Here is a 19,409-nt window from a genome sequence, read left to right on the forward strand (position 1 = left end):
CACCAGCCGCTGGGCGGCTTCCAGGGCCAGGCCACGGATATCGAAATCCACGCCCGGGAAATCCTGCATGCGCGTGAACGGCTCAATGAAGTGCTCGCGCATCACACCGGTCAGCCGCTGGACAAGATCAAGCACGACACCGAGCGCGACTTTTTCATGAGCGCGGAATCGGCAAAGGAATACGGCGTGATCGATGGCGTGTTGAGTTCGCGGGCAGCACTTTCGAGCGAGACGGCCGATAAGAACAAGTAAGCGCTTTGTTCGCCCACGGCAGCAAAGCCGTGACAAGCGTTTATCCGGTATGCCATACAGGGTGTATGGCAGGCCCAGACTGAAGAGGTCCTAGAACATGGCGGAAGACTCCAACAGCAACGGCGGTTCGAATTCCAACTCCGGCCGCACCCTCTATTGCTCGTTCTGTGGCAAGAGCGAGCACGAGGTTCGCAAGCTGATCGCTGGTCCGTCGGTATTCATCTGCGACGAGTGCGTGGATCTGTGCAACGACATCATGCGCGAGGAACTGGCGAGCAAGCCGTCCAAGAAAGGTCTGCCGAGCCCGCAGGAAATCAAGCATGTGCTCGACGATTACGTCATTGGTCAGGAGTCGGCCAAGAAGATTCTCGCCGTGGCCGTGTACAACCACTACAAGCGCCTCAATGCCGAAACCGGCGAAGGCGAAGTGGAACTGCAGAAGTCCAATATTCTCATGATCGGGCCGACCGGCTGCGGCAAGACGCTGTTGGCCGAGACTCTGGCCCGGCTGCTGGATGTGCCGTTCGCGATCGCGGATGCGACCACGCTCACCGAAGCCGGCTATGTCGGCGAGGACGTGGAAAACATCATCCAGAAGCTGCTGCAGAAGTGCGATTACGACGTGGAAAAAGCGCAGCGCGGCATCGTCTATATCGACGAAATCGACAAGATATCGCGCAAGTCCGAAAACCCGTCGATTACCCGTGACGTGTCGGGCGAGGGTGTTCAGCAGGCGCTGCTCAAGCTCATCGAGGGTACGACCGCATCGGTGCCGCCGCAGGGCGGGCGCAAGCATCCGCAGCAGGAGTTCCTGCAGGTGGATACGGGCGGCATCCTGTTCATCGTGGGCGGCGCGTTCGCCGGTCTGGACAAGACCATTCAGACCCGCAAGGGACGCTCGGGCATCGGCTTCTCGGCCGAGGTCAAGGGTCAGGACGACCAGCGTTCGCTCGGCGACATGCTGGCGACGGTGGAGCCCGAGGATCTGGTCAAGTACGGGCTCATCCCGGAGTTCGTCGGCCGTCTGCCGGTGATCGCCACGCTCGAGGAGCTCGACGAAACCGCGCTCATCTCGATTCTGCGCGAGCCCAAGAACGCGCTCACCAAGCAGTATGCCAAGCTCTTCGAAATGGAAGACTGCGAGTTGGAACTGCGCGATGATGCCCTGCGGGCGATCGCCCACCGCGCGATGGAACGCAAGACCGGCGCTCGTGGCCTGCGCACGATTCTCGAATCGATCCTGCTCGACGTCATGTACGAGCTGCCGGCCATGGAGAACGTCTCCAAGGTCGTGGTCGACGAGGCGGTGGTCAAGGGCGATGCCCAGCCGTATATCGTCTATGAAAACGCGGATGCGACCCGGGCGGGCGCCTGAAGCGGCAGGGACGGCGTGCAAGGCGCCGTCCCGCGCAATGCGGTTCTCGCCCACGCGTTGATTGAAAACGGCGCAGCCAGCCGCATTCTAGATAGTTAAATACACAGTGGCCGGCACCATGCCGGCCGCTTTTTAAGCGAGGGTCCAATGACGGACAACACCCTGGTACCTGTTCTGCCACTACGGGACGTCGTCGTCTTTCCTCATATGGCGATCCCGCTGTTTGTCGGCCGCGAAAAGTCCATCACAGCGCTGGAAGCGGCGATGGCGGAAGACAAGAAGATTCTTCTGGTCGCCCAGCGCTCGGCGGATATCGACGATCCGGGCGCCGACGATATCTATGAAGTCGGCACGCTCGCCTCGATCCTGCAGCTGCTCAAGCTGCCGGATGGCACGGTCAAGGTGCTCGTCGAGGGCGCAGACCGCGCGCGCCTGCACAACCTGCACGAAGCCGACGGCAGCCTGGTGGCCAGCTGGGACGTGATCGACGACGCCGCCGACGACAGCGCGGAAGCCGATGCGCTCATGCGCTCGGCCATTTCCACGTTCGAGTCCTATGTAAAGCTCAACAAGAAGGTGCCGGCCGAGCTGCTGCCTTCGCTGTCGAGCATGGATTCGATCGGCCGCCTGGCCGACACCATCGCTGCCCATCTCAACCTCAAGCTCGAAGAACGCCAGGACGTGCTCGAGATTGCGGACGCGCAGGAACGCCTCGAACACATCGTCGCCAAGACCGACGCCGAGATCGAGGTGCTGCAGATCGAAAAGAAGATCCGCGGCCGCGTGAAGCAGCAGATGGAGCGCAGCCAGCGCGAGTACTATCTCAACGAGCAGATGAAGGCCATCCAGAAAGAGCTGGGTGAAATCGACGACGCGCCGAACGATCTCGACGAACTCGAAGAGAAGATCGAGAAGGTCGGCATGCCCAAAGAGGTCAAGAAAAAGGCCACCACCGAGTTCAACAAGCTCAAGAGCATGTCGCCGATGTCGGCGGAAGCCACGGTGGTGCGCAACTATCTCGACTGGCTGGTCGATGTGCCGTGGAAGAAGCGCTCGAAGACCAAGATCGATCTCAAGACCGCGCAGGAAACGCTCGACGCCGACCACTACGGCCTGGAGCGGGTGAAAGAGCGCATCATCGAAAACCTCGCAGTGCAGAGCCGCGTGAAGAAGATCAAGGGCCCGATCCTGTGCCTGGTCGGCCCGCCGGGCGTAGGCAAGACGTCGCTGGGCCGTTCGATCGCCAAGGCCACCAACCGCGAGTTCGTGCGCATGAGCCTGGGCGGCGTGCGCGACGAGGCCGAAATCCGCGGCCATCGGCGCACCTATATCGGCTCGCTGCCGGGCAAGATCATCCAGAACATGGCCAAGGTCGGCGTGCGCAATCCGCTGTTCCTGCTCGACGAAGTCGACAAGATGGCCCAGGACTTCCGCGGCGACCCGGCCTCGGCGCTGCTGGAGGTGCTGGATCCGGAACAGAACAACAGCTTCGGTGACCATTACCTTGAGGTCGACTACGACCTGTCGCAGGTGATGTTCGTGTGCACGGCCAACACGCTCAACATCCCGCCGGCGTTGCTCGATCGCATGGAAGTCATCCGGCTGTCGGGCTATACCGAAGACGAGAAGGTCAATATCGCCGAGCGCTACCTCGTACCCAAGGCCATGAAGGAGAACGGCCTGAAGGACGAAGAGCTGGCTATTTCCGACAACGCGCTCACCGACGTCATTCGTCGCTACACGCGCGAAGCCGGGGTACGAAATCTCGAGCGGGATATCAGCAAGATCTGTCGCAAGGTGGTCAAGGAGTTGATCAGCGCCGAGAAGGATGGTTCGGTCCAGGTCTCCAAGCGCAACCTCGACAAGTATCTTGGCGTGCCCAAGTTCCGCTACGGCCGTGCGGAGGAAACCGACGGCGTGGGCCAGGTCACGGGTCTGGCGTGGACGGAAGTCGGCGGCGAGCTGCTGTCGATCGAGTCCGCGGCGGTGCCCGGCAAGGGCAAGCCGTTGCATACCGGCTCGCTCGGCGACGTCATGCAGGAATCGATTCAGGCGGCGCTCACCGTCATTCGCTCGCGCGCGGCCACGCTGGGCATCGAGCGCGATTTCATGCAGAAATCCGACCTGCACGTTCATGTGCCCGAGGGCGCAACACCCAAGGATGGGCCCAGTGCGGGCATCGGGATGTGCACGTCGATGATCTCGGCGTTGACCCAGATTCCGGTGCGTGCCGATGTGGCGATGACCGGTGAAATCACGCTGCGTGGCGACGTGCTGCCCATTGGCGGGCTCAAGGAAAAACTGCTGGCAGCCCACCGTGGCGGGATTAAAATTGTTATTATCCCGCACGAAAACACTAAGGATCTCGCGGAGATACCGGCGAACATCAAGAATCGACTCGATGTGCGACCGGTTCGCAAGATCGACGAGGTGCTCGAAATTGCGCTCACGCGTCAGCCCCAGCCGCTTGCCGACGATGCCGCTGCCGCGGATGCGCCGGGCAAGAGCGATCCGGCCGGCCTGCGGGCGCATTAGTGGTCTCGTGACAGCATCCCGTGATCAGGGCTAAGCCTTTGTTGACGGTACAAACAGCCGCTTGGTATAAAAGCGGCTTATTGCTCGCGGTCCGGCGTTGAAAACGCCGCCGTGAGCACGCAAGGTTGGCGACGCGTTCGCGATCGGGCGTATGCCAAGGTGCCGACTCGGTCGGCACTACATAGAATTTTCGTTTCATTCCTCAGGGGATACTTGCTATGAACAAAACCGAACTAGTCGACGCGGTCGCCGATGACGCTGATCTGTCCAAGGCCGACGCCTCGCGTGCCGTGGACGCCATGATCGACGCCGTGACCGACGCCCTGAAAAAAGGCGATAAGGTGTCGCTGGTCGGCTTTGGTGTGTTCTCTGTGCGCGAGCGCGCCGCTCGTCAGGGCCGCAACCCCAAGACCGGTCAGTCGATCACGATCCCGGCCGGCAAAACGCCCGGCTTTAAGGCTGGTAAAGCGTTGAAAGACGCTGTAAACTAGCGCCCCTTCGCTGGGTGAACGGTTACACCGAACACGCCGGAGAGGGTGCTTAGCTCAGTTGGTAGAGCGTCGCCTTTACACGGCGAATGTCGGCGGTTCGAATCCGTCAGCACCCACCACGATAAAGTTTCGGAGCGGTAGTTCAGCTGGTTAGAATGCCGGCCTGTCACGCCGGAGGTCGCGGGTTCGAGTCCCGTCCGCTCCGCCAATCCGTGTCGACGTACGCGTCGGCCAGGACACTAAAAGACCCTCTCGTTTCGAGGGTCTTTTTTGTTCTTTGTTGTATGAGTGCTGGGGCAGGTTTCGCGGTGCATCGCATCGGTAGCCGGCCAGCCATAGGTCAGGAGCGGTAGTTCAGCTGGTTAGAATGCCGGCCTGTCACGCCGGAGGTCGCGGGTTCGAGTCCCGTCCGCTCCGCCAGTCTTTGTCGACGTGCGCGTTGGCCTGGACAGAATGAAGGCCCTCTCCGGAGGGCCTTTTTTTATGCGTGTCGTTCTTGGCGAGCGATTCGCGGCCGATGTTGCAGGTCGGGCCTCCCATGGGCGTCGCGTATGCGGCACAATGGCGGCTTCGCATAAAGCGCGCACAGGGCAGGGCTTGGTGCTGCGTTTGAAATATTCCATCCGCCGGAGCGCGATCAATGCTGCAGAGAATCCGCGACAACGCCAGCGGCCCCTTGGCCTATGTCGTCGTTGCCGTCATCACGCTGGTTTTCGGTGTGTGGGGGATCGGTTCATACTTCACCCCTTCGGCGGATCCCGTCGTTGCCAATGTGGGCGGTACGGATATCACCCGTAATCAGCTGGAGAACGCGTATCAGCAGCGTTACCAGCGGCTGCGCCAGATGATGGGCGACAACTTCGATCCCAGCATTCTCGACCCGCAGCGGCTGCGCCAGACGGTGCTGGACGGTCTGATCAACCGCGAGGTGATGGACCAGTACGCCCAGCAGGCGGGCTATCGCGTCACCGATCGGGCGTTGCTCGGCGCGATCCGCGGCAATCCGCAGTTCCAGCAGAACGGCGAGTTTTCCAACCAGCGCTATCGCGCGCTGTTGGCCCAGGCAGGCATTGCGCCCGCCCAGTATGAAGCCAGCCTGCGCCAGGACCTGGTCAGCCAGCAGCTGCGCGGCGAAATCACGCAGAGCGCGTTCGCGGCGCCTGCCGAAGTAGACCAGTCTTATCGACTGGCCAACCAGCAGCGGCAGTTGCGCTATCTGGCGTTCGATCCCGCGAGTTATCGCGACAGCATCGACGTGGACGATGCCCAGATTCAGAGTTATTACGACGAACATCCGGACGCCTTCAAACGCCCGGAGCGGGTCAAGCTGCGCTACGTGTCGCTTGATCGCAGTAATGCCACCGCCGACGCCGGGGAGCCGGACGAACAGACGCTGCGTACCCTGTTCGAAGACAACAAGCAGCAGTTCGGCCAGCCCGAGCGCCGCAGCGGCGGTTTTGTACGGGTGCCCATCGGCGACGACGCCGACGCAGCACGCGATAAGATTCAGGCGCTGGCGAGCGGGTCCGACGATCTTGAAACCCGTGCTGATGCCGGTGAGGACAGCGATTACGAAGCCATCGACAACGCCGCCCGCGCTGATTTGCCACAGGCCGTAGCCGAGGCGCTGTTCGACTTGGAGCCCGGTCAGACGTCCACGCCGGTCAAGGGTGCCCAGGCGTGGTATCTCGTGCATCTGGCGAACGTTACGGCGGCCAGCGAGCCGGCTTTCGACGATCCCGAAGTCCAGTCTCGGCTCAAGGCGATGGCGAGCACGCAGCAGGCGCAGCAGGCGTTCGCTGACAAGCGTAGCCGGCTTGAATCGCTTGCCTATGAAGCGCCCAACGATCTCGATACGCTGGCCAACGAGCTGGGCCTGGAGATTCAGACGACCGAATGGATCACACGCGATGAAGGGCCGGGTATCGGCCAGTACGACGCGGTTCGCAAGGCGGCGTTCACCGACGCGGTGCTCAAGGACAAGCTCAACAGCACGCCTATTCAGCTCGGTGCCGAGCGTCAGGTGGTGGTACGTGTAGCCGAACATGAAGCGGCCAAGCGTCGGCCGCTGGATGAAGTCAAGAATGATATTCGTGATCGCGTGATTGCCCGGCAGGCGAGCCAGAAGGCCCAGGACGCCGCCAACGCAGCTCTGGACAAGGTGAAGTCGGGTACGGCGCTGTCTGCGCTGGCACAGGAAAGCGGTGCCACATTCGAGCAGAAGGGCTTCGTACAGCGTTCGAACCGCGATATCGACCCGCGCATTCTGGAGGCGGCCTTCAACATCCCGCAGCCCAGCGAAGACAGCCCCGGCTACCGGGTGACCGCGACCCGTGACGGTCGCGTCGCGCTGGTGGCGGTGGATGCTGTAAGGGAGGCGCCCGCGAACGAGGCGGGTACCCCGCGCGAACGCTTTGCCAGTCAGCAGCGCGAGTACATCGCCGGTCTCGAATACGCGGTGCTGGGCCAGTACCTGCGCGCCCAGACCGATATCGAGGTGAACGAGGATCGTATCAACTGATCCGAGTCGCCTGATCGCTGTGCTAGTTTGAGGCGGCGAATGCGACAAGGCCGCAGCGTATCCAGCGCTGCGGCCTTTTTTATGTCCGGGTTTCAGCGCGCGTGGTTGGCAGGGTCTGCGTTGGCACGCGCTGGCGAAAGGCCGACGGCGATATGGCGCCTGGATGGGGAATCGTGGCCGTGCCAGGCCGCCCGTCTTGCACGACGGGCAAAAAAAAGCGGCCGGTTGGCCGCTTTTTCCATTTGTCGAGGGTTGGCCGCTTACGCGCCCGCGGTAGCGCCCATGATGTGATAACCCGCGTCGACGTACAACACTTCGCCGGTGATGCCGGATGCCAGGTCCGAACCGAGGAAGGCAGCCGCGTTGCCGACTTCTTCCTGGGTCACGTTGCGACGCAAAGGCGCGCCGTCGCGCGCATGCGAGAGCATGTCGCGAAAGCCGCGAATACCGGCCGCTGCCAGGGTCTTGATCGGCCCGGCCGAGATGGCGTTCACGCGTATGCCCTGGGCACCCAGTTCGGCGGCCATGAAGCGCATGCTCGACTCAAGGCTGGCCTTGGCCGGGCCCATGATGTTGTAACCGGGCATGACGTGAGTCGAGCCCAGATATGTGAGCGTGATCAGCGATGCGCGCTCCGACAGCATCGAACGCCCGGCCTTGGCCAGCGCCGCGAAGCTGTAGGCGCTGATATCGTGGCTGATGTTGGCCGCTTCACGGGTAAGCGTGTCGAGATAGCTGCCGTTGAGCGCCTCACGCGGCGCGAACCCGATCGCATGCACCAGGATATCGATCTGCGACCAGTGTTCGCTCAGCGATGTAAACAGGCCATCGATCTGTTCGTCCTGGGTCACGTCCAGAGGCAGTACGATCGATGCGCCGAGTTCCTCGGCCATCTTGTCCACCCGCGGTTTGAGCTTGTCGCCCTGATAGGTCAGGGCGAGCTCGGCGCCCTGGGCGCGCATGGCCTGAGCGATGCCGTAGGCAATCGACCGCTCGCTGGCCAGGCCCGTAATGACTGCTTTCTTGCCTTCTAGAAATCCCATGTCTTCTCCTCTAAGCGTCAAGCCGAACGGGTTGCCATCAACTCGAAGACACGGGCTGCAGGCGCAACCGCTGTCCTGGACGAATGGTGCTCCCCGACGACATATCGTTCAAGCTGCGCAGGGTGGTTACCTGCATCGAAAAACGTGCGGCGATGGACCACAGCGAGTCGCCCGTCTCGACCTCGTAGAAGTCCGGCAACGGCGCGGGGCCATCAACGGCAATCGATTGCCCTGGCTGCAGCCGCGTATTCGGTTCCAGCCGGTTCCAGCGGCGCAGGTCGGCCACGGTTACATCGTTGGCGTTGGCAATGTCCCAGAGCGAGTCGCCGTTTTTGACGATATGCGTGCTGGGGGCGGGCGGCGACGCCGAGCCGGGGATGGTGAGTTTCTGGCCCGGGCTCAGCGAGGCGCTCACGCCCGGGTTGCTGCTGCGCATCGCCGCTACATCGACGTTGTAGCGCTGCGCGATCTCCCAGAGTGAATCGCCGGTTTGCACGACATAGGTTTCCGCGGGTTCGGCCACCGGGGCCGGGTCGCCGGCATCACCGGCGCGCGGAACCGTGAGCTTCTGACCTACCCGGATGCGATCGCCGCGCAGGCGGTTGGCCTGGCGCAGGGCGGCCACGCTCATGTTGTATCGTGCTGCGATCGAGCCCAGCACGTCGCCGCGTCGAACCGTGTAGGTATGGGTGCTGCGTTGCACCAGCATGCTTGGCGAGGCTTCGGCCAGCGCCTTTTTGAACGCGTCGGCCTTGCCCGCCGGCACCAGTAGCGTCGCGCCGCTGCCGGGCGCGCTGGCCCAGCGCTGCAGTGCCGGATTGAGACGGCGCAGATCCTGCTCGGACATGTTGAGCATACGCGCTGCCACGGCTACTTCGGTCTGAGCGGGCAGCTCGACGGCGCGTGTGCGCGGCGTGTTATCCAGCGTCGGCCATTCGAAACCGAAACGTTCGGGCGCGAACATGATGCGGCGCAGCGCGAGCAGCTTGGGCACGTATTCGGTGGTTTCCAGCGGCAGCTCGAGATCCCAGTAGGTCGCGTCCGGGTCTTCGCGCTGCGCGCGCGCAAGGGCCGCGTCGACGCGGCCGGGACCGGCGTTGTAGGCGGCGAGTGCGAGCAACCAGTCGCCGCCGTAGCGGCGGTGCAGATCGTCCAGATAGGACAGGGCCGCGTCGGTAGAGGCAATCACGTCGTTGCGGCCGTCGTACCACCAGTCTCGCGACAGCCCCATATGGTCGGCGGTGCCCGGCATGAACTGCCATAGACCGCTTGCCCCCATATACGAGCGTGCCGAGGGGTCGTAGCCGCTTTCCACGATGGGTAGCAGGGCCAGCTCGGTCGGCAGGCCACGTTCGTCGATCCGCTGCACGATATGCCACAGGAACGGCTGGGCTCGATCCAGCGAGGCCTGGAGATTGCGTTGATGGGTGGCGAACTGCTGTGTCCAGCGGCGCACGCGATAACGCTTGCCGTAGCCGTCGAGTTCGAAGCCGTTGCGGATCTGTGACCAGAGATCGGTCTGTGGATCCGGCCAGTCCGCTGCGCTGGCGCCGGCCAGTTCCAGATCGTCTTCCGCGTCTTCGTCGAAATCGTCCTCGATTTCGACATCGTCGGTTTCGACCGCGGGTGCAGTATCGGCAGGCGTGACCGTGGCACTGCTCGGCCGAACGGTTTCCTGCACCGGGGCACGGTTGGGCGTCTGCGTGGCGCAGCCGGTAAATACAAGCGTGGTCGAGGCGATCAGCGCGGCGAGCGCGCCACCCGCCTTAAGAGGCATCCTTCCATTCACGCAATACGGCAAAAATCTCGCCGGCGTCGGTCAGCGACCGGCCGGCGCGTTGTTGTGCAGCCGCGACCACGTCAGGCTGATCCCAGCGCAGAAACGGGTTGATATCTCGTTCTTCGGCCAAGGTGCCGGGCAGGGTGGGTTTGTTGTTGGCGCGCAGCGCATCGACTTCGCGAATAACCGTGGCAATCGCGCGGTTGTCGGGTTCGACGGCCTGCGCGAACGCCAGATTCTTCTGCGTGTACTCGTGCCCGCCGTAGACTTCGGTGGCCTCGGGCAGCGCACGCAGACGTGCCAGCGACGCCTGCATCTGGGCATGGGTACCTTCGAATACGCGCCCGCAGCCGCCGCGAAAGAGGGCGTCGCCGGCCAGCAGCACGCCCGGGGTGACGTAGGCGATATGCCCGAGCGTATGTCCCGGCACGTCGATCACTTCGAAATCGGCGCCCAGGAAATCGAGCGCGAATTGATCGCCGCCGGCCACTGCCTGGGTGATCTGCGCAATACGATCCGCCTCGCCTGCCGGCCCGTAGACCGGCGCGGGATGCTTCCCAAGCAGGTCGTCGAGGCCGCCGACGTGATCGCCGTGATGATGGGTAATCAAGTAGGCACCCACGGCAAGCCCATGTTCCGACAGATATTGCAGTACGGGACGGGCCTCGCCGGGGTCGACGATGGCGACCGTGTCGCTGTCCTGAGCTTTGACCACCCAGATATAGTTGTCGGACAGTGCCGGAAGTGCTTTGATCTCGAGCATCTGCGAATGTTGCCAACCGCCTGAGGCAAAATCAATTGTTTCGATTCCTGCCTGGCAAGTACACGGATTCTGCGGAGTGGCTGGCCACGCCGCGTGCGCGGCTGTTCCTGCAGTATGAACGGCGCGTACTGACCCAGCTGCTACCCAACCTCACCGGGTATCGCTGTGTGCAGATCGGCCGCTGGGGCTATGGGCATGCCACGCTCGCGCATGCCGGCACGCTCTGTCAGTGGCAGCTGGGGTTCGGCGTGGATACGCGGGCCGATATTGCGTTTGATGGTCGTCACCTGCCGCTGGCCAGCGCCAGCGTTGATGCGCTGGTGCTAACCCATGCGCTGGAACAGGTTGCCGAGCCGCATGCCCTGTTGCGTGAGTGCGCACGCGTGCTCAACGCCCGTGGCCAGCTGGTGATTCTCGCATTCAACCCGTTATCGCTATGGGCACTGCGCCAGGGCCTGCCGACACGGCGTGCGCCACGCTTCAGGCCCTGCTCGGCGCCGCCGAGCGCCTCGCGGCTATACGATTGGCTGCGACTGCTCGAGTTCGAACCCGAGCGTCTGGTGCGTTACGGCCTGGGTTTTCCGTTCTTCGGCGGCTATCACCGGGTTGGCGAGGATCGTCGCAGCGCGCGCTGTATCGCCTGGTGCGCCCAGGCCTATGGGCTGTGCGCACGGCGTCAGGTCGCCCCGCATACACCTATTCGCAAATCGCTGCCGGGCGCGCGCAAACGCGCGGCCGTAGGCTTGGCGCGACAGGCCTCGCATCGCGTAAAATGCCGCCGATGAGCGAACCCGTAGTGATCTATACCGACGGTGCCTGTCGCGGCAACCCGGGCCCGGGCGGCTGGGGCGCGCTGCTGCGCCACGGCGAAAATACGCGCGAACTGTGTGGCGGCGAAGCCAATACCACCAACAATCGCATGGAGTTGATGGCGGCGATCGAAGCGCTGAACGCGCTCAAGCGCGCCTGTCGTGTCGAGCTGCATACCGACTCCAACTACGTGCGCCAGGGCATCACCAGCTGGATGCACAACTGGAAGCGCAACGGGTGGAAGACCGCGGCAAAAAAGCCGGTCAAGAACGACGACCTCTGGCGTGCCCTGGACGAAGCCACCCTGCGCCACGATATCGAATGGCACTGGGTGAAAGGCCATAGCGGCGATCCCGGCAACGAAGCCGCGGATGCCCTGGCCAACCGGGGCATCGACGAGATGAAGCGCTAGCCACGCGTCCCGACCCAAACCCGAGCAAAAGCCTATGCGACAGATCGTTCTCGATACCGAAACCACCGGCCTGGAGCCTGCCCAGGGGCATCGCATCATCGAGGTGGGCTGTGTCGAACTGGCCAATCGCCGGCTGACCGGCAACGATCTGCATCTGTATATCCACCCGGATCGCGAGATCGATCAGGGCGCCATCGACGTGCATGGCATCACCCTTGATTTTCTTGCCGACAAGCCGCGTTTTGCCGAAATCGCGCAGACGCTGGCGGAGTATCTTGAAGGCGCGGAGCTGATCATCCACAACGCGCCGTTCGATCTGGGCTTTCTCAATCACGAGTTCAAGACCGTCAACCCGGCCCATGAACCCCTGGAAGCCCGCCAGCCGGTGATCGACACGCTGGTCGAGGCACGCCAGCTCTACCCGGGGCAGCGCAACAGCCTGGATGCCCTGTGCAAGCGCTTCGAGATCGACAACTCCAACCGCGAACTGCACGGCGCCTTGCTCGACGCGCAGTTGCTGGGTGATGTCTATCTGGCCATGACGGGCGGCCAGATCGATATCGGGCTGGCCGCCGAAGACAACGCCGAAACCGGTGCGATGGCGACCGCCGGGCTGGCCGAGCATTTGGCCCGTGCAGCAGGTCGGCCACGGGTCACGCGGGCCAGCGACGAGGAGCAGGCCGCCCACGCGCGCTATCTGGAAATGCTGGCCAAGGCCAGCGGCGATCGCTGCCTGTGGCGCAGCCTCGACGAAGCCTAGAAGAGGTTATACAGAACTTGCCTTGCCACGAACTGCCCTGTCGGTGGGGCAGCTCGGACCGCGCTCGCGATCAGTAATAGAGCACCAGATAGACCACCAGCAATATGGCGACCCAGAGCGTCATCCAGCCGGTGCTCCAGGTGCGCGACATAACCCCGCGGGCGTCATAGCGCAGGCGCAGGCGCCCCATGCCGCGGTCGGTCACGTTGTTCATGCCGCTGCCGAACTTGGCCAGCACGGCGTGATAGACGCGTTCCGCCACATAGCCGAAGCGGGGCAGCAGCATGCGATAGACCCAGTCGGTATCCAGGTGCACGGCACGCTTGGGCAACGGGTATAGCCCGGCCCGCCAGGCCAGCCAGAATACCAGCGCCGAGAACGCGAGCAGCTGCAGCTGGCTGACGATATGGCTGGCCGTATACGGGTTGTAGTCGACCGGATAGGGCAGGATCGAATACAGCAGCGAAGGCACCAGGCCGAGGGCGATACAGGCGATCGCGGTCAAGCCCATGGCCAGACGCATGTTGAGCGGCGCTTCCTTGCATTCGATCTGATCGTTGGGCGCGAAAAACGCGAAGTAGGGAATCTTGATGCCGACATACAGCAACGCGCCGGCCGAGGCTGCCGTGAGCGTGATCCAGATTCCGGGCCAGTGTTCGTAGGCCACTGCCTTGAGAATCAGAGACTTGCTGACAAAGCCCGCCATGAATGGAAAGGCGCTGATAGAGGCGGCACCAATAACGCAGAACGCCGTCGTCCAGGGCATCTGGCGGGCCAGCCCGCCGAGTTCGGTCGCTCGTACGTGCCCGGTCTGGTGCAGCACGGCGCCGATGGACATGAACAACAGCGCCTTGTACAGAATATGGGTCACGGCATGGGCCGCAGCGCCGTTGAGCGCCAGCTCGGTGCCGATACCCACGGCCACCACCATGAAGCCGAGCTGCACGTTCAGGCTGTAGGACAGTACCCGCCGCAGGTCGTTGGCAAGCATGGCGTAGACGATTGGGAATATCGTCATCACCGCGCCGATCGGGATCAGCAGATCCGTGCCCGCATAGCCGCGGGCCAGGGCATAGATGGCCATCTTGGTCGTGAAGGCCGACAGGACCACCGTGCCGGTGGCGCTGGCCGAGGGATAGGCATCCTGCAGCCAGTTATGCAGCAAGGGAAAGGCCGCCTTGATGCCGAAGGCCAACAGGATCAGCCAGCCGCCGGGCGCATCCAGGCCGATGTGGCCGAAGGCGATATCGCCGGTGGCATGGATATAGATCGCGGCCCCGCCCATCAGGAACAGGCCCGAGCCGATCTGTACCAGCAGGTAGCGCCGGGCCACGATCATGGCGTCACGCAGCCCGCGAATCACCAGCAGCAGCGCCGAGGCAATCGCGGTGACCTCCCAGAACATGAATAGCGTGATCAGATCGCCCGCGAGCACCGCGCCCAGCGCCGAGCCGGCATAGATCAGCGCGGCCGCCGGCTCCAGGCGGCTGTGGGTATGCCACATGTACACGCCAGACAGGAAGGCGGCCACGTTGAAGATCACCCCGAAGGTGAAGGCGAGGCCGTCGACGCGCATGGGGGTCAGCGTGTAGTCGAGCAGCGCCATCGTGGTGGTGGTGCCGAGCGGGATCTGCCAGAGCCAGAGCAGGCTCGCAGCAGGCGCGCCCAGCAGTACGACCATACGCAGGCGGTAGGGCAGTAGGGGAATCACGCTGCCGGCGATAATCAGCAGCATCCCCGGGTTGTTCAACCAGGCAGGGAGCATGTCAGGTGCGGTGCTCGTAGTAGTCTTCGCCGCGCATGATCAGGCGGCGCAGCAGGATGGCAGCCAGTACCAGCACAACGCCGGTCACGAACGCCAGCAGGGCGTGGAATGCGGGCATTTCCGCAAAACCGAACTCTGCGTGCGGATGAATGAACAGGCTGGGTACGAGGGTGAGCGCGCATACGACATAGAGCACGCGCGCCCAGCGGGTACGCGCAAGGGTACTTGGCCGGCGGTACTGCTGCGGGTTGCGTTCGATCAACATGGCGAATTCACCTCGTATTGCTACGGCGCCCACGGCGCAAGCAGTTTGAGAAGCGGCAGCGGATAGAAGAACCAGACGATACAACCGGCCGCGGTGATGGATAGCGGAATCACGCAGGCCCAGGGCGCCTCGTGCCAGCTGCGCGGGGTATCCGGGCGTGGGTTGTGAAAGAACGCCCGCGTCGGAATTTCCAGCAGATAGACGATATTGAGCAGCGAACTCAGCGCCAGAACCATGATGATGGCGATATGACCGGAGTCGGCCGCCCCTTCCATCAGATACCACTTGCTCCAGATGCCGCCCATGGGCGGGATGCCGATCAGCGATACCGATGCGATGAAAAACGCGGTGAACGTGATCGGCATCGCATAGCCGAGACCGTCCAGCTCGCTGACGTACTTGCGGTGGGTCGCGGTATAGATCGCCCCCGCGCAGAAGAACAGCGTGATCTTGGCAAAGGCGTGCATGGCGATATGCATGCCCCCGCCGAGAATGCCGAAGCTCGACGCCATGGTCGCCCCGAGCACGATATACGACAGCTGGCTGACCGTGGAATAGGCGAGGCGGGCCTTGAGATTGTCGCGGGTCATCGCGATCAGCGACGCGCCGAGAACCGTGAACGCGGCTACCCACATCATCAATTCGGAAGCACCGGTATCGGCCAGAAACTGGACGCCGAAAACGTACACCGTGAGCTTGAGCACGATGAAAACACCGGCCTTGACCACGGCCACGGCGTGCAGCAGTGCCGAAACCGGCGTCGGTGCGACCATCGCTGCCGGCAGCCAGCGGTGGAACGGCATGAGCGCGGCCTTGCCGGTGCCGTAAAGAAACAGCGCATAAAGGGCGCCAACGGCAAGCACGCCAAGCCCGGCGTCGCCGAACAGGCCAGCGTCATCGAAGGTGATGGTGCCGGTGATCAGGTAGGTGATGATGATCGCGGGCAGGAAGAAGCCGATCGACGTGGTCAGCAAAATCCCCAGATAGACGCGGCCGCCGTTACGCGATTCGACATCGCCGTGGTGCGTTACCAGCGGGTAGGTCGACAGCGTGAGCATCTCGTAAAAGATGAAAAGCGTCAGCAGATTGCCCGAGAAGGCAATGCCGATGGCTGCCGAGATCGCGAGTGCGAAGCAGACGAAGAAGCGCGTCTGGGCATGTTCTTCGTTGCCGCGCATGTAACCCGCGGCATAGATCGTGGTCAGCGGCCACAGCCCGGAGGCGACCAGGGCAAACAGCAGCCCGAGCGGTTCGAGCGTGAAGGTCAGACCGATGCCGGGCAGCACTTCGAACAGCGTCAGCGACGGGCGTTCACCGGCGGTGACCGGATCAATGAACAGCGCGATGCCGGCAAACAGCACGGCCGCCGTGGCGACGCTCACCGACTCGCGAACATTGGGCCAGCGCCCGCAGGCAGCCACGAGCAAACTCATCAACGCCGGAAAAGCGACCAGCCAGCCAAGCCATTGCGCGCTCATACGCCGTCTCCCAGCACCGCACGCGCCGCGCGTTCGGCAGCACCGACGAGCGGCGTCGAATACAGACCGACCGCGATATTGGCGAGCACGAGAGTCCATGTCGCCGCCAGCATCAGCACGGGCGCCTCGCCGACCGCGGGGTGTCCCTCGGGGCGTTCACGGAAATAAAGCGCTTCCACAACGCGCCCGATATAGATCAGCGCCATGAGCGAACTCACCAGAATGGCGGCGGCGAGCCAGTAGTGACCGGGGGCCATGACCGCCTCCAGCAACACCCATTTGCTGATGAAACCGCCGGTGGCCGGCACGCCGATCAGTGAAAGCCCGGCGACCACGAACGCTGCCGACGTGATGGGCATCTGCCGCCCAAGGCCTGCGATATCGTTGAGCGAGATGGTACGCAGACGCCAGAACATCGCGCCCACGGCCATGAACAAAGCGCCCTTGATCAGCCCGTGATTGACCATGTGGACCACCGACGCCGTTACACCAGCGGTGCTCGCCAGCGCGAAGCCCATCACGATATAGCCGATCTGGGCGATGCTCGACCACGCCAACAGACGCTTGACGTCGGTCTGGAAGATCGCGGCCATGGAGCCGGACAGCATCGCGGCGACCGACAAGACCAGCAGCACCTCGCCCAGCGGCAGCTGGTCGAAGGCATAGGCGGCCCCGAACACGGTGAACAGAAAGCGCATCAGCGCATACACCGCAACCTTCGTGGCCGTGGCCGCGATGAAGGCGCTTACGCTCGACGGCGCATAGGTATAGGCGTTGGGCAGCCAGACATGAACCGGGAATAGCGCGAACTTGAGACTGGTGCCGACCACGATGAAGGCCAGTCCTGCTTCCACGGTTCGCGTATCGGCAACCGCCGGCAGGCGGGCGGCGATATCGGCCATGTTGAGGCTGCCGGTCATCATGTACAGAAAACCGATGCCAATCAGCAGAAAGGTGCCGCCGATCGTGCCCATGATCAGGTATTGAAAAGCCGAAAGCAGCGCCCGGCGCTTCGAGCCCATCGCGATCAGCGCGTACGAAGACAGCGATGAAATCTCCAGGAACACGAACAGGTTGAATGCGTCGCCGGTGACGGTGATGCCGGCCAGGCCACAGAAGCACAGCAGCAGGGCAGCATAGAAAAGATAGGCCCGTTCACTGGCGATCTCGGCGGCCACGCTGGCCTTGGCATAGACGCTGCTGATCGCGGCGATGCCGCTAACCAGCAGCAATACCACGGTGTTGAGCGCGTCGAGTCGCAGCTCGATGCCGAACGGCGGCGCCCAGCCGCCCATCGCGTAGCTGATGGGGCCGCCGATCTTGACCTGAACGAACAGCAGAAAGGCCAGGCCGAAACAGGCCCAGGTCGTGAGCAGATAGACGAACCACGAGGGGCCGCCACGGTGCAGCAGCACGCATATCGGCGCGGCCAGCAACGGCAGGACGATGACCAGGGCCGGCATCTGGGCGAAAAAGGCTTCGATCACGAGCGCGTCTCCCGATCGTCGTCTGCTTCGTCTTCTTCACGGCCGTCGTCGTGGTCCTGCTGGGCGCTTTCGCGCTCCTGGCGTGCCTCGGCACGGGCCGTACGCTCGGCTTCTTCCTCGGTTTCTTCTTCCTGTGTTTCGAAGTCGGCCTCGAGAACGTCGTCTTCCTCGATACTGCCGTAGGCTTCGTTGATACGCACCACCAGCGCCAGGCCCAGAGCCGTGGTGGATACCCCGACCACGATCGCGGTCAGGATCAGCACATGGGGTAACGGATGGGCATAGAGCACGTCTTCGCTGCCCTTGCCCGACATGAGGATAGGCGCGGTCGAACCGCTGATCTTGCCCATGCTGATATAAAACACGAACACCGCCGTCTGGAACAGGTTCAGACCGATGAGTTTCTTGACCAGGTTGTCGTGGGAGATGACGGTATAGAAACCGATCATCATCAGCACGATGACCACCCAGTAATTGAACAGGCCGAAGAAGTTATCGGCGATCGACGCCAGACTCATCGTGCGTCCCCGGGCGGTTGTTCGTCGTCGTTGCGGCGGCCGCGGCCGGCAAAGACGTAGAAGATCGATGTAATGACCGACACCACCGTCAGCCCGACGCCGAACTCGACCAGCAACAGCCCGTAGTGCTGGCCATGCACCGCATCGTGTGCGAGATAGTCGTAGTCGAGAAAGTTGCCGCCGCGCAGCAGGGAATAGACACCGGTGCCGGCGAATATCAGCGCCCCGAGCGCACCGGTGATACGCAGCAGGTTGGGCGATACCGCGCGCCGCGCCTCGGCCAGGCCGAAGATCAGCGCATACAGGATGATCGCCGCCGCGAACACCACGCCGGCCTGGAAACCGCCGCCCGGGCTGTAGTCGCCATGAAACTGCACATACAGAGCGAAGAGGATGATGGGGGCGATCAGAACCTTGGTGACCACCCGCAAGACGGTATGTTCACGCATTACTGTTCTCGCTTGTCGGACTTGCGCGGACGATGCCAGGCCACGCCCAGCAACATCAGTACCCCGATCCCCGCGGTGAACACCACCACGACCTCACCCAGCGTATCGTAGCCACGATAGCTGCCGAGTACGGCGGTTACCGCGTTCGGCACGTCGATCTCTTCGCTCATCTGGTTGAGATAGCGATCGCGCAGCGGATGCGTCTGCACCGGGGTATCGGCGGACCCGAAGTGGGGCATGTCGAGACTCGCATACACCAGCACCGCCCCGGTGAGCATCGTGACCGCCAGGCCAATAAGGGTGCGCGAGCGGGGTACCGGCTTTTCGCGTGCGCGCGTCAGGCCGAAGGTTGCCAGGAACAGCACGGTGGTCACACCGGCGCCGACGGCGGCCTCGGTAAGCGCGACATCGACGGCGTCGAGCAGCGTGAACAGGCTGGCCGAGAGCAGGCTGTACAGCCCGGTGAGCATGGCTACCGGGAACAGGTTGCGCAGCCGTGCGATCGCCATGCCGACGATAGCCATGAAGCTCAGCAGAACGATGTTGAGCGCGATATCCGTGGTCACTTGGCAATCCTGTTGTCGGTGAACCGCGGCGACGAACGCTTCGTCACGGGGTGCTGGCGTGGCGACGGTCTCATGCTACACCACGCCCCGTGCAGCGCACGGACCGTAATCCGCAGGCCGGGGTGGCGGGCGTCAACGA

The 19,409-nt window shown here is 63.2% G+C and carries 18 protein-coding genes and 3 tRNA genes; 11 read left to right on the plus strand and 10 right to left on the minus strand.

The features are described 5' to 3' along the window. From ABNU97_RS08270 to ABNU97_RS08305, 8 genes are all read left to right on the plus strand, one after another. Positions 1 to 252: ATP-dependent Clp protease proteolytic subunit (locus ABNU97_RS08270; protein ID WP_348766267.1), on the plus strand; the 252-nt coding region annotated here is incomplete at its 5' end. Between the two features lie 97 nt (positions 253 to 349). Next, entirely contained in the window at positions 350 to 1,627 is a 1,278-nt protein-coding gene (gene clpX / locus ABNU97_RS08275; protein ID WP_293624002.1) for an ATP-dependent Clp protease ATP-binding subunit ClpX, read from the plus strand. Between the two features lie 147 nt (positions 1,628 to 1,774). Further along, positions 1,775 to 4,162 carry an endopeptidase La gene (gene lon, locus ABNU97_RS08280; RefSeq protein ID WP_348766268.1) on the plus strand — a complete coding sequence of 796 codons (2,388 nt, stop codon included), beginning with the start codon at positions 1,775 to 1,777 and terminating at the stop codon, positions 4,160 to 4,162. A 218-nt stretch (positions 4,163 to 4,380) separates the two neighbouring features. Further along, positions 4,381 to 4,653 carry an HU family DNA-binding protein gene (locus tag ABNU97_RS08285; protein WP_006915476.1) on the plus strand — a complete coding sequence of 91 codons (273 nt, stop codon included), beginning with the start codon at positions 4,381 to 4,383 and terminating at the stop codon, positions 4,651 to 4,653. Between the two features lie 43 nt (positions 4,654 to 4,696). After that, positions 4,697 to 4,772 (plus strand) — tRNA-Val (locus ABNU97_RS08290). Positions 4,773 to 4,784: 12 nt separating this feature from the next. After that, positions 4,785 to 4,861: transfer RNA gene (locus ABNU97_RS08295), tRNA-Asp, on the plus strand. Positions 4,862 to 4,996: 135 nt separating this feature from the next. Continuing rightward, positions 4,997 to 5,073, plus strand: a tRNA-Asp gene (locus ABNU97_RS08300). Positions 5,074 to 5,293: 220 nt separating this feature from the next. Continuing rightward, on the plus strand, positions 5,294 to 7,174 hold the full coding sequence (locus tag ABNU97_RS08305; RefSeq protein ID WP_348766269.1) for a SurA N-terminal domain-containing protein: 1,881 nt from the start codon (positions 5,294 to 5,296) through the stop codon (positions 7,172 to 7,174). Between the two features lie 260 nt (positions 7,175 to 7,434). Here the strand turns inward: ABNU97_RS08305 and ABNU97_RS08310 are convergent, their stop codons facing one another. From ABNU97_RS08310 to gloB, 3 genes are read right to left on the minus strand one after another with little or no spacing between them, the layout of a single operon-like run. Further along, positions 7,435 to 8,217 (minus strand): enoyl-ACP reductase, encoded by a 783-nt coding sequence (locus tag ABNU97_RS08310; protein WP_348766270.1) that lies wholly within the window; start codon positions 8,215 to 8,217, stop codon positions 7,435 to 7,437. A gap of 37 nt (positions 8,218 to 8,254) precedes the next feature. Continuing rightward, on the minus strand, positions 8,255 to 9,994 hold the full coding sequence (locus ABNU97_RS08315; RefSeq protein WP_348766271.1) for a LysM peptidoglycan-binding domain-containing protein: 1,740 nt from the start codon (positions 9,992 to 9,994) through the stop codon (positions 8,255 to 8,257). Further along, the gene (gene gloB, locus ABNU97_RS08320) at positions 9,984 to 10,760 is read right to left on the minus strand and encodes a hydroxyacylglutathione hydrolase (RefSeq protein ID WP_348766272.1); all 777 of its coding nucleotides are present in this window, start codon (positions 10,758 to 10,760) and stop codon (positions 9,984 to 9,986) included. Before gloB ends, ABNU97_RS08315 begins: the two co-directional genes overlap by 11 nt. Positions 10,761 to 10,795: 35 nt before the next feature. On the opposite strand from gloB, the gene ABNU97_RS08325 reads away from it, so the two are divergent. Genes ABNU97_RS08325 through dnaQ form a run of 3 tightly spaced genes read left to right on the plus strand, consistent with a single transcriptional unit; the run spans position 10,796 to position 12,742 of the window. Further along, positions 10,796 to 11,545: a methyltransferase domain-containing protein gene (locus ABNU97_RS08325; RefSeq protein ID WP_348766273.1), complete on the plus strand. Its 750-nt coding sequence runs from the start codon at positions 10,796 to 10,798 to the stop codon at positions 11,543 to 11,545. Then, a complete protein-coding gene (gene rnhA / locus ABNU97_RS08330) occupies positions 11,542 to 11,982 on the plus strand; it encodes a ribonuclease HI (RefSeq protein WP_348766274.1) in 441 nt (146 codons plus the stop codon). Before ABNU97_RS08325 ends, rnhA begins: the two co-directional genes overlap by 4 nt. Before the next feature lie 34 nt (positions 11,983 to 12,016). Then, entirely contained in the window at positions 12,017 to 12,742 is a 726-nt protein-coding gene (gene dnaQ, locus ABNU97_RS08335; RefSeq protein WP_348766275.1) for a DNA polymerase III subunit epsilon, read from the plus strand. 70 nt (positions 12,743 to 12,812) lie between these two features. Here the strand turns inward: dnaQ and ABNU97_RS08340 are convergent, their stop codons facing one another. The 7 genes from ABNU97_RS08340 to ABNU97_RS08370 are packed head-to-tail and all read right to left on the minus strand — an operon-like array spanning position 12,813 to position 19,270. Next, positions 12,813 to 14,507, minus strand: a complete 1,695-nt coding sequence (locus ABNU97_RS08340; protein WP_348766276.1) for a Na(+)/H(+) antiporter subunit D — start codon at positions 14,505 to 14,507, stop codon at positions 12,813 to 12,815. A gap of 1 nt (position 14,508) precedes the next feature. Continuing rightward, positions 14,509 to 14,772 carry a hypothetical protein gene (locus tag ABNU97_RS08345; RefSeq protein WP_348766277.1) on the minus strand — a complete coding sequence of 88 codons (264 nt, stop codon included), beginning with the start codon at positions 14,770 to 14,772 and terminating at the stop codon, positions 14,509 to 14,511. A gap of 20 nt (positions 14,773 to 14,792) precedes the next feature. Further along, positions 14,793 to 16,250 (minus strand): monovalent cation/H+ antiporter subunit D family protein, encoded by a 1,458-nt coding sequence (locus tag ABNU97_RS08350; protein WP_348766278.1) that lies wholly within the window; start codon positions 16,248 to 16,250, stop codon positions 14,793 to 14,795. After that, the gene (locus ABNU97_RS08355; RefSeq protein WP_348766279.1) at positions 16,247 to 17,737 is read right to left on the minus strand and encodes a monovalent cation/H+ antiporter subunit D family protein; all 1,491 of its coding nucleotides are present in this window, start codon (positions 17,735 to 17,737) and stop codon (positions 16,247 to 16,249) included. The genes ABNU97_RS08350 and ABNU97_RS08355 overlap by 4 nt, the downstream gene beginning before the upstream one ends. Then, positions 17,734 to 18,255 carry a cation:proton antiporter subunit C gene (locus ABNU97_RS08360; protein WP_348766280.1) on the minus strand — a complete coding sequence of 174 codons (522 nt, stop codon included), beginning with the start codon at positions 18,253 to 18,255 and terminating at the stop codon, positions 17,734 to 17,736. The genes ABNU97_RS08355 and ABNU97_RS08360 overlap by 4 nt, the downstream gene beginning before the upstream one ends. Next, positions 18,252 to 18,704 carry a Na(+)/H(+) antiporter subunit B gene (locus ABNU97_RS08365; RefSeq protein WP_348766281.1) on the minus strand — a complete coding sequence of 151 codons (453 nt, stop codon included), beginning with the start codon at positions 18,702 to 18,704 and terminating at the stop codon, positions 18,252 to 18,254. Before ABNU97_RS08365 ends, ABNU97_RS08360 begins: the two co-directional genes overlap by 4 nt. Then, positions 18,704 to 19,270 (minus strand): DUF4040 domain-containing protein, encoded by a 567-nt coding sequence (locus ABNU97_RS08370; RefSeq protein ID WP_348766282.1) that lies wholly within the window; start codon positions 19,268 to 19,270, stop codon positions 18,704 to 18,706. Before ABNU97_RS08370 ends, ABNU97_RS08365 begins: the two co-directional genes overlap by 1 nt. Positions 19,271 to 19,409: the final 139 nt, after the last annotated feature.

The organism is uncultured Salinisphaera sp. (genome assembly GCF_964012375.1).
In the GTDB taxonomy this organism is placed as follows: Bacteria; Pseudomonadota; Gammaproteobacteria; order Nevskiales; family Salinisphaeraceae; genus Salinisphaera.